Below are 10,399 nucleotides of genomic sequence, written 5' to 3' on the forward strand. Positions count from 1 at the left end.
GTTTCTCTTGCGGACATCCTGAAAAGTTGCATGACCCGTACACTGCATTGCTCTTTTCGGTTGGTGCTCACGTGCACCGGCTCTTGCGATAGTTTGTTCTGACGGCTATTCGGCTAGGCGGTCGGGGCCGTGCTCTGTTCCTGCTTCGCCTCGGCCAGAAGCAGGTCCACCATGCGACCGTAGCTCTTGGTGCCGTCTTCCTGCTTGTTTGCCTTGAGGTAGGCGTTGTTGGCGGCGTTCGAGGCCTCGGCCACGGGGCCCTCGAACTGTTTCAGGTACTCGGCCCGGGCGGTGCGGTCGGCGCGCACGGCATCGGATAGGCCATCGTTTACGGCCACGGCCGCCTCGCGGTCGGCGCGGATGAGGGCCGACAGCGCATAGTCGTAGGCAAGCGTATAGCCGCTGTAGCGCGTGAGCGGATCGTCGGATTGCTTGCAGGAGAGGTAGCCGATGAAGTTCGCCTCGTCCTCCCGCATGAATCCGCACTGGTGCGCCAGCTCGTGGCCCATGGTAGCGGGAATGGTGAAGAACGGGCCGTCCGCGTTGATGTTCGATTCCACGGTGAAGGGGAAGTACATCCCGGCGATGTCGGCATAGCTCATGAGCTCGGAGAACAGCACGGGCTTGGGAGGGGAGTAGAGCGGACGGGAAAGCGCCGGATAGGTCTCGGCCAGCGATCGCATGTCTTCCACGGCCTCGCGGGCGTAGGCCTCGAAGCCGCCGCGGGCCGCGGCGTAGTCGTCGGGGGTGTCGTCGATGGCCGCCCGGGCGTCGTTCATCTCGTCGGCCAGGTGCTCGCAGAGGGCCGCAAGCTCGGTCGTGCTCGACGGGGCCAGGTCGAACCCGGCGTCCTCGGCGAAGGTGAGCCGGTGGTAGTTCAGCCCGCACATGAGCGCGAAGAGGCAGTAACCCACGGACACCACTGCCAACATCGTGGCCGCCGCCCGCCACAGCACGAACCGCCGCCCTCCCGCGTCCCGCACCAGGGCAACGGTGTAGAAGACGAGCCATCCGATGCAGAACGCGAGAAACGCCACCACGACCCACTGCGCCACCGACCAGGGCGCAAGCGAGGGCAGAAAGCCCCAGGCCGAGGATAGCCATGGGTACACGCCCCGCGAGAACCACATCTCGGTGAGCCCCGGATTCGCCGATGCCGCCCACGTCAGCAGCAGCGCCGCGATGCCGGGCGCCAGCAGCCACAGCCTTTTTAGCTGGTATGTCTCCGTTTTCCTCATAGCTGCATTATGCCGAAATTAGACAAGCAGAACCAAAGAAGATGAATAGAGTAAACATTTTGTAGAACAGGTTCGCCCAAGGAAGTCAGCGAGGATCCGACAGGTGCCTGGAATTGTGCTGAACCGCGGCCGAGCGGCCTTCGGGTCGTGAGGGAAAGCGGTGAAGTGCAAGGCCAGGTGCATGTCGGAACCGCAGCATCGGCCTCGTTCGTCGTTGCGTCAGCGACGACGAAACAAAAATGGTCGGGATGACAGGATTCGAACCTGCGACATCCTGCTCCCAAAGCAGGCGCGCTACCAGACTGCGCCACATCCCGACGCTCGTAAGCCGAAGCGAGCGATTTCGCTTGCGGTGCCGATGATTATAGCATTGCCGAAGGTCTGCGCGGAGAGGTTTCTTCGGGCGGCCTTACTTCGCAGACGAGCCACTGGGCAGGAATACGGACCTTTCGCCTCAACATTAGTTGACAGTCTGGTGTCAGCTTGCTTGCGCTCTGGCAAACAAACGGTGGTTGGGAGGGGCCGAACCGCAAAATGTGGGAAGGTAGAGTCTGTCACAACACAACCGACCTACCGAGACGGCCCGGGAATGCGTTTCTGGGGCGCACGGGATCTTGTGTGGCTGGCACGTTTTCTATCGGTCCGTTTCCAAGATAGGAGAGCTTCTATGCAAGGAGTAAACGTCAAGAGCGAGATCGGCAACCTCAAGAAGGTCATCTTGCACCGTCCCGGCGACGAGCTGCTCAACCTCACTCCGAACACCCTGGAGGAGCTGCTGTTCGACGACATCCCGTTTTTGCCCGTGGCCCAGGAAGAGCACGACGCGTTCGCGAAGATCTTGAGGGAAGAGGGTGTGGAGGTCGTCTACCTCGAGGACCTCATGGCCGAGGTGCTCGATGCGAAGCCCGAGCTGCGCCGTCAGTTCCTTGATCAGTGGATCTACGAGGCCGGCATCCGCACCGAGATGTACCACGACATTATCACCGATTACATTGAGAGCAACTACGCCGACACCAAGGCCATGGTCATGAAGACCATGGCGGGCATCAATCTCCAGGAGCTGCCGCAGCGCGACACGCACCTGTTGGTCGACATGGTGTCCGATCGCTGCAAGCTTGTGTGCGCCCCCATGCCGAACCTGTACTTCACCCGCGATCCGTTCGCGATGATCGGCAACGGCGTGTCCATCAACCGCATGTACAGCCAGACCCGCAACCGCGAGACCATCTACGGCGACTACATCTTCAAGAACCATCCCGACTTCGTGGGCACCCCCGAGTACTACAGCCGCAACGACACCTTCCACATCGAGGGCGGCGACATCCTGAACATCAACGAGCACGTGCTGGCCATCGGCATCTCCCAGCGCACCGAGCCCGACGCCATCGACCACATCGCCCACAACATCTTCAACGATGAGACGAGCCCCATCGACACCATTCTGGCCTTCAACATCCCGGTGTCCCGTGCCTTCATGCATCTGGACACCGTGTTCACCCAGATCGATCGCGACAAGTTCACCATCCATCCCGGCATCATGGGGCCTTTGACCGTCTTCGAGATCACCCCCGACGGCAAGGGCGGCACCAAGATCCGCGAGCGCAACGAGGACTTGGAGAGCGTGCTGTCGGAGTATGTGGGCGAGAAGGTCACGCTCATCCCCTGCGGCGGCGGCGACCGCATCGCCGCGGAGCGCGAGCAGTGGAACGACGGAAGCAACACGCTGTGCGTCCGCCCCGGCACCGTGGTGGTGTACCAGCGCAACAACGTCACCAACGACGTGCTGTACAAGAACGGCATCAACTGCCTGGTCATGCCGTCCGCGGAGCTCTCCCGCGGCCGCGGCGGCCCGCGCTGCATGTCCATGCCGGCCTGGCGCGAGGCCCTGTAGGCCCCACGCGCACCGGCGTCCCGCGTCGGCGCCCCGGCGACGGCGCACTTTGCGCGGCATGATCGCCGCGCCCCATTGAATCGTTAGTCGGGCGGCTGCCCTAAGCGGCCGCCCACTCCCGGCGGCACCGCTTGCGCGGCATCCGCCCTCTTGAAAGGAAACACTATGCCTGTGAATCTTTCCGGCCAGTCCTATCTGCGCCTCCTGGACTTCTCCACCGATCAGATCGAGTACCTGTTGAAGCTCTCCAAGAACTTCAAGGACCTCAAGCGCACCGGCACCCCGCACCGCTACCTGGAGGGCAAGAACATCGTTCTCCTGTTCCAGAAGACCTCCACGCGCACCCGCTGCGCCTTCGAGGTGGGCGCCATGGACCTCGGCATGGGCGTGACCTACCTGGATCCCGGCTCCTCCCAGATGGGCAAGAAGGAGTCCATCGAGGACACCGCCCGCGTGCTCGGCCGCTTCTACGACGGCATCGAGTTCCGCGGCTTCGCCCAGTCCGACGTGGAAGAACTCGCCGCCAAGGCCGGCGTGCCGGTGTGGAACGGGCTTACCGATATGTGGCATCCCACCCAGATGCTCGCCGACGCGCTGACTGTGCAGGAGAACTTCAACTACGACATCAAGGGCCTGAAGTTCGTGTTCTTCGGCGACTTGAAGAACAACATGGGCCGCTCGCTCATGGTGATGTGCGCCAAGCTGGGCATGAACTTCGTTGGCTGCGGCCCGAAGGACTGCTGGATGGACGATGAGCTCATCAAGACCTGCGAGGCCATCGCCGCCGAGAACGGCTGCACCGTGAAGTGCACCGAGGACGTGAAGGAGGCGGCCACCGACGCCGATGTCATCTACACCGACGTGTGGGTGTCCATGGGCGAGCCCGACGAGGTGTGGGCCCAGCGCATCGAGCAGCTCCAGCCCTACCGCGTGACCACCCAAATTATGGATATGGCCAAGCCGACCGCCATCTTCCTGCACTGCCTGCCGGCCTTCCACGACACCAACACCACCACCGGCGAGGACATCGCCAAGCGCTTCGGCGTCACCGAGATGGAAGTGGAGGATGCGGTGTTCGAGTCGAAGCAGTCCAAGGTCTTCGACGAGGCCGAGAACCGCATGCACACCATCAAGGCCGTCATGTACGCCACCCTGCAGTAACCCTGTAGCTTTGCTGTAGCTCTACTGTAGCTCTACTGTAGCTGGCACATATTCGATACCTCGGGGCCGTGCGGAATCGGGAGGGATAACCGCGCGGCCCCTGGGCTTTCTACCCATTTAGATTAAGGAGGGATAACCATGGCAACGGCTGAGAAAGGCAAGAAGAAGAGGGCACCGCTGTCCTCGTTCACGATCCTGCTCATTATCTTGGTGGTGCTGGCTGTTATCACCGTCATCATGGCCGCCAGCGGCGTGGAGGGCGTCCAGGGGGCGACTCTGTCCCAGGTGCTCACCGCGCCCGTGTTCGGCTTCCAGGACGCCATCGGCGTGTGCCTGTTCGTCATGATCCTCGGCGGCTTTTTGGGCATCATTACCGAGACCGGGGCGCTCGACGCCGGCATCGCGGCGCTGGTGCACAAGCTCAAGGGCAACGAGCTCGTGCTCATTCCCATTCTGATGTTCATCTTCTCCATCGGCGGCACCACCTACGGCATGTGCGAGGAGACGGTGCCCTTCTACCTGCTCTTGGCCGCCACCATGGTGGCCGCGGGCTTCGACAGCCTCACCGGCGCGGCCGTCGTCTTGCTCGGCGCCGGCTGCGGCGTGCTGGGCTCCACGGTGAACCCCTTTGCCGTGGGCGTGGCCGTCGACGCGCTCTCCGGCATCGGCATCGCCGTGAACCAGGCCATCATCATCGTGCTCGGCCTCATCCTCTGGCTCGTGACCCTGGCCATCTCCATCGTCTTCGTCATGCGCTACGCCAAGAAGGTGAAGGAGGACAAGGGCTCCACGTTCCTGTCGCTTCAGGAGCAGCAGGCCATGATGGACGAGTGGGGCATGAAGGAGTCCGATGAAGAGGCCGCCGACGGCGACGCCCTTGCGACCCCGAAGATGACCGGCCGCCAGAAGGCCTCCCTCGTGGTGTTCGCGCTGACCTTCGTCGTCATGATCGTGTCCTTCATCCCCTGGGCCGACCTCGGCGTCACCATCTTCGACGCCGGCGCCACCACCGAGGAGATCACCACCACGATGACCGGCGACGAGATTACCGCCTTCATCGACGACGCCAACGACGGCGCCACGGTGACCACGCTCTCTGAGCCTGTTGAGGCTACCTCCGTCTCCGAGGAAGAGGTCACCCCGGCCTGGTCGAGCTTCCTCACGGGCGTGCCCCTGGGCAGCTGGTACTTCGACGAGGCCTCCACTTGGTTCCTCTTGATGGCGCTCATCATCGGCGTCATCGGCGGCGTGTCCGAGAGCCGCTTCGTGAAGGCCTTCATCAACGGCGCCGCCGACATGATGTCGGTCGTGCTCATCATCGCGCTGGCCCGCTCCATCACCGTGCTCATGGCCAAGACGGGCCTGGACATGTGGATTCTGAACAACGCAGCCGCGGCGCTCACGGGCATGTCGGCCGTGGTGTTCGCGCCCCTGTCGTTCCTGCTTTACATCGTGCTGTCCTTCCTCATCCCGTCCTCGTCGGGCATGGCCACGGTGTCCATTCCCATTCTCGGCGGCCTGGCCCACCAGCTGAACTTCTCGGTCGAGGCCATGGTCATGATCTACTCCGCCGGCAACGGCCTCGTGAACCTGTTCACGCCCACCTCCGGCGCTATCATGGGCGGCCTGGCCCTCGCGAAGGTGGAGTACTCCACCTGGCTGAAGTTCGGCGCGAAGCTGTTCATCGTTTTGGGCGTGGTCTGCATGGCTATCCTGACCGTGGCCATGGTGGTCTTGTCCTAGGGCTCGCCAACCAACATTTTGTGCGGACGCGCAGTTTTGACAGCGCTTCCGCTCGCAGAGGCACCCGGGCATCGCGCTCGGGTGCTTCTGTGTTTTCCTGCGCTTTCGTGGTATTATGGCAGCTTATAGACGCGGGCAGGTACGGCACAGCCTGTCAGCGAGAAGAAGGCTGACTCACAGAAGAGGAAGAAGATCAATGGAAATTCGCGAATCTCTCGAAGCGATCATCGACGCCGCCATCGAGGCGGCCCGTGCCGACGGCTCCCTGGAGCTGACGGAAGCCCCCGAAGCCGCCTTGGAGCGACCCCGCGACGAGGCCAACGGCGACTGGGCGAGCACCGTCGCTTTGCGCTGCGCCAAGCTCGCTCGCAAGAACCCCCGCGAGGTGGCGCAGGTCATCGCGGACCACATTCCCGCCAACGATATGATTGCCGCCGTTGAGATCGCGGGCCCCGGCTTCATCAATATCCGCCTGTCCGACGCCGTGCTCCAGAGCGTCGTGCGCGAGGTGCGCGATAAGGCCGAGAACTTCGGCCGCGGAATCGTCCCCGAGGGTGAGCGTTACGTGAACCTGGAATACGTGTCGGCCAATCCCACGGGCCCCTTCCACGTGGGCCACGGCCGTTGGGCATCGCTCGGCGACGCTATGGCGCGCGTCATGCGCCACGGCGGCTACGACGTGTACGAGGAGTACTACATCAACGACCACGGCAACCAGATGGACGTGTTCGGCAACTCCGTGAGCGTGCGCTACCAGCAGCTGCTCGGCCGCGACGTGGAGATGCCCGAGGCCTGCTACGGCGGCGCCTATGTGAAGGATATCGCCCAGGAGATCATCGACCGCGACGGCGACAAGTGGCTCGCCGTGTCCGATGAGGAGCGCCTGGAGGCCTTCCGAGAGATGGCCTACGAGCAGACCCTGGCCAACCAGAAGGCCGTGCTCGCCGGCTTCGGCACCACCTTCGACAAATGGTTCTCCGAGCGCTCCCTGTACGTGGAGGACGAGAACGGCCAAAGCCCCGTGTCCCGCTCGCTGGACGCCATGCGTGAGAAAGGCTACCTCTACGAGAAGGACGGCGCCCTGTGGTTCCGCTCCACCGATTTGGGCGACGACAAGGACCGCGTGCTCATCAAGGGCGACGGCGAGGCCACCTACTTCATGAGCGACGTGGCCTACCACTACGACAAGATGATGCGCGGCTTCGACCACCTCATCGATTTGTGGGGCGCCGATCACCACGGCTATATCAAGCGCTGCGAGTGCATGCTGGAGGCCTGGGGCTGGCCCGGGGCGCTGGAGGTGCAGCTCGGCCAGCTGGTGAACTTGTTCCGCGACGGCAAGGCCGTGCGCATGTCAAAACGTACCGGCGAGATGGTCACCTTCGAGGAGCTCATCGACGAGGTGGGCGTGGACGCCACCCGTTACCTCATGCTGTCCCGCTCGGCCGACCAGCCCATCGACTTCGATATCGAGGTGGCCAAGAAGAAGGACGCCTCCAACCCGGTGTACTACGTGCAGTACGCCCACGCCCGCATCTGCTCCATCCTGCGCAAGGCGGCCGATGAGGCCGACGTGGCAGCCGTGGAGGCCGGACAGCTGACCATGGCCGAGCTGGCCGCGAAGGTGGCCCCCGAGGGCTGCGACCTCTCGTCGCTCACCCATCCCTCCGAGCTGGCCCTCATGCGCAAGATGGCCGACTTCGGCAACCTCATCGCCCTGGCGGCCCGCGATCGCGCTCCCTTCCGCCTGACCCATTACGCCCAGGATCTGGCGGCCCTGTTCCACCAGTTCTACACCAACTGCCATGTGCTCACTGAGGACGCGGCCGTGCAGACCGCGCGCTTGGCCCTGTGCGACGCCACCCGCATCGTGTTGGCCCTCACGCTCACGCTGCTGGGCGTTTCCGCTCCCCAGAAGATGTAGGTTTGGCGAGCGCGGGAGAGTTGCGTTAGAATAGCCAACGCATTCGGGGCTGTAGCTCAATGGTGGAGCAGGGGACTCATAATCCCTTGGTTCTCGGTTCGAGTCCGGGCGGCCCTACCAGCCTATGAGAAGGCCCCCGTCAGTAGTGGCGGGGGCCTTTTGGTGCTCGGGGGGAGGGGGGGGCGACGCCGCCGGCTGCCGGGTGCAGCCGGCGGCGACCGAATGGCGGTGGCGCGGCTGGCTGCGGCCGGCCCAGTCGGCTTAGTCGCACTGCGGCGGAAGCGGTACCCTGATGGTGTTGCCGGCGGCATTGCGTCCAGCGGCCGGGCCCGCGCCGTGCCTCTAGGGGTTGCAGCGCTTGCAGGGTTCGAAGCCGCGGCCGACGATGTTCTCGCGAGTGTCGGTCACATCCTGGCGGTTCTTGGCGCTCATCTGATCCACCGAAGAGCAGCTGGGAACATGGAACTTCTTCGAGTTGGTGTTCAGCACGTACTCGGTCGTGCCCTTTTCGGTGGCAGCGCCGCTATCGGAGAGGGCTGTGCCACCGTCGGCGGAGCCCTTGGTGCCGGTGCCACCGCCATCAGACGAGGCGTCGCCCCCGTCGCCGGAGACGTCGGGCAGGGGCGTGGCGTCCTCGGCGGCCATGTTCTCTCCGGTGCGGTAGTCGATGACCACGCCGGGCTGCACGTTGTAGACAAAGACGTTGAAGGCCACGCCGTCGCCGCCATCCTCTACGGATTCGGCCATCATGTGCACGCCGCGGGCCACCAGATCGTCGCCGTCGAAGACGGGGGTCGCGCGCATGAGCACATGGTTGCCCGTGGCGTGCACATAGTCGGCCACGGCGTTCTCGAAGGGCAGCATGCCCTCTACGTTCATATACCGGGTACCGGTGATGAGATTGCTCACGTTGGCGTTTTCGCCAGTCAGCTGGAAGCCGAGCAGATGACAGCGGTTGTAGAGGTACTTTCCGTCCACGAAGTCGTACTTGCCCATCTTCCAGCCCGTGGGCCTTACCTCGCCGATGGAGCCCCGCTCCTCGGTGGGCATGGTCTCGGTGCCCACCACGGCGAAGGTGGCGGTGCAGCGCCCGAGGGCGTCCAGCTCGCCGTAGAGCTCGGTGCCCGCGGCCGCCGCGCGCTCATCGTCGGTGAAGGCGGGTTCCCCGTCGTTCACATAGACATAGGGACTGCCGTCGTAGGCGGGCAGGTCGTGGTAGGCGGGGGTGCCGGATGCGCCGGGATCCTCAGCGGAGGGGGGCTTGACGGCTGTCTCGGGGAGGGCGGCGGCATCGGTCGCGCTCGACTCCGGTTCCTCGGAGGCCGCGTGCTCGACTGCTGGCGATTCGGGGCCTGCCGCCGTCGGGGTTGTGATTTCGGCGCTCGTGCTGCAACCGGCAACGGTGCAGGTCAGGGCGATGGCTGCAAGTAGAGCCGCGAAGCGGGGGAGGGAAGGCGGCAAGGATTTCACGACTGGGCTCCTTAGGTACAAGAAATAAGTTGAGACCCACCTTATCGCGAGCATTGCAGTTTGGGCGCGAGAAAATGGACAAAATCGCCTCGAGTGAGCTCTTTGTTGGGAAATAAGTGGTCTTTGAACGTGAAAAATCAGCCTTTTCGGCTTGAGAAGAGGCATATTGGGCATAATGGGGCCCGAAAAAACAGGGATCGAGCTCACTCGAGGCGATTTTGTCCAAAAAGAGAGCATCTGCTCCACTCGGGGTCGCCTAAGCGGCCCCGAGCCCGGCCCGCTTGATCAAGGTTTCGGTGGCTTTCGGGTCGTGTTGTCTCGCCTGTCGGATTGGCCGCTCGGAACGACTGTCGATGGGAGAACCTATGGAAGATATCTTTGCCCGCACCCGCCTGCTGCTCGGCGACGAGGGCCTGGCGCGCCTGGCCGCGTCCCGCGTGGCCGTGTTCGGCGTGGGGGGCGTGGGGGGCTTTGCCGTCGAGGCCCTGGCCCGCAGCGGGGTGGGGGCTCTCGATCTGGTGGACAGCGACACGGTGGACTCAACGAACCTCAACCGCCAGATCATCGCCACGCTGCCAGCCGTGGGTCGCCCCAAGGTGGAGGTGGCCGCCGAGCGCGTGGCCTCTATCAACCCCGCCTGCACCGTGCGGGCCCATCGCTGTTTCTTCCTGCCCGAGACGACCGGCATCTTCGACTTCGCCGCCTACGATTACGTGATCGATGCCGTGGACACAGTGAGCGCCAAGATCGCCCTGGTGGAGGCGGCCCGGGCCGCGGGCATCCCCATCATATCGTCCATGGGCGCCGGCAACAAGCTGGACCCGACGGCCTTCCGCGTGGCTGACATCTTCGAGACCTCGGTGGATCCCCTGGCCCGGGTCATGCGCCGGGAACTGCGCCGCCGGGGCATAGACGGCCTGAAGGTGGTCTACTCCACCGAGTCGCCCCGCCCGCCCGCCGCCACCCCCGAAG

At 64.0% G+C, this 10,399-nt stretch carries 7 protein-coding genes and 2 tRNA genes; 6 read left to right on the forward strand and 3 right to left on the reverse strand.

The genetic code is table 11. The annotated features are described in order from the left end of the window. Nucleotides 1-113 precede the first annotated feature (113 nt). Nucleotides 114-1,238 carry a DUF3810 domain-containing protein gene (locus tag F8D48_RS02620; protein WP_151429848.1) on the reverse strand — a complete coding sequence of 375 codons (1,125 nt, stop codon included), beginning with the start codon at nucleotides 1,236-1,238 and terminating at the stop codon, nucleotides 114-116. A gap of 240 nt (nucleotides 1,239-1,478) precedes the next feature. Then, a tRNA-Pro gene (locus F8D48_RS02625) sits at nucleotides 1,479-1,555 on the reverse strand. 350 nt (nucleotides 1,556-1,905) lie between these two features. Here F8D48_RS02625 and arcA point away from each other — a divergent pair. The 5 genes from arcA to F8D48_RS02650 all read left to right on the forward strand — a co-directional run bounded on the left by arcA (nucleotide 1,906) and on the right by F8D48_RS02650 (nucleotide 8,077). Then, nucleotides 1,906-3,129, forward strand: coding sequence for an arginine deiminase (gene arcA / locus F8D48_RS02630; protein ID WP_170272701.1), 1,224 nt, complete (start codon nucleotides 1,906-1,908; stop codon nucleotides 3,127-3,129). A gap of 165 nt (nucleotides 3,130-3,294) precedes the next feature. After that, nucleotides 3,295-4,290, forward strand: coding sequence for an ornithine carbamoyltransferase (gene argF / locus F8D48_RS02635; protein WP_151429850.1), 996 nt, complete (start codon nucleotides 3,295-3,297; stop codon nucleotides 4,288-4,290). 138 nt (nucleotides 4,291-4,428) lie between these two features. After that, complete coding sequence (locus F8D48_RS02640; protein ID WP_151429851.1) at nucleotides 4,429-6,033, forward strand: YfcC family protein; 1,605 nt, start codon at nucleotides 4,429-4,431, stop codon at nucleotides 6,031-6,033. A 196-nt stretch (nucleotides 6,034-6,229) separates the two neighbouring features. Next, on the forward strand, nucleotides 6,230-7,957 hold the full coding sequence (argS, locus tag F8D48_RS02645; protein ID WP_151429852.1) for an arginine--tRNA ligase: 1,728 nt from the start codon (nucleotides 6,230-6,232) through the stop codon (nucleotides 7,955-7,957). A 45-nt stretch (nucleotides 7,958-8,002) separates the two neighbouring features. Continuing rightward, a tRNA-Ile gene (locus F8D48_RS02650) sits at nucleotides 8,003-8,077 on the forward strand. Nucleotides 8,078-8,299: 222 nt separating this feature from the next. Here the strand turns inward: F8D48_RS02650 and F8D48_RS02655 are convergent. Then, nucleotides 8,300-9,427, reverse strand: coding sequence for a DNA/RNA non-specific endonuclease (locus tag F8D48_RS02655; RefSeq protein ID WP_257475599.1), 1,128 nt, complete (start codon nucleotides 9,425-9,427; stop codon nucleotides 8,300-8,302). A 365-nt stretch (nucleotides 9,428-9,792) separates the two neighbouring features. Between F8D48_RS02655 and F8D48_RS02660 the strand changes: the two genes are divergently transcribed. Then, nucleotides 9,793-10,399, forward strand: a 607-nt coding sequence (locus tag F8D48_RS02660) for a tRNA threonylcarbamoyladenosine dehydratase (protein ID WP_151429854.1), incomplete at its 3' end; no start/stop codon positions are given.

Origin of the sequence: Adlercreutzia muris (genome assembly GCF_008831045.1) — a bacterium.
Lineage (GTDB): Bacteria > Actinomycetota > Coriobacteriia > Coriobacteriales > Eggerthellaceae > Adlercreutzia > Adlercreutzia muris.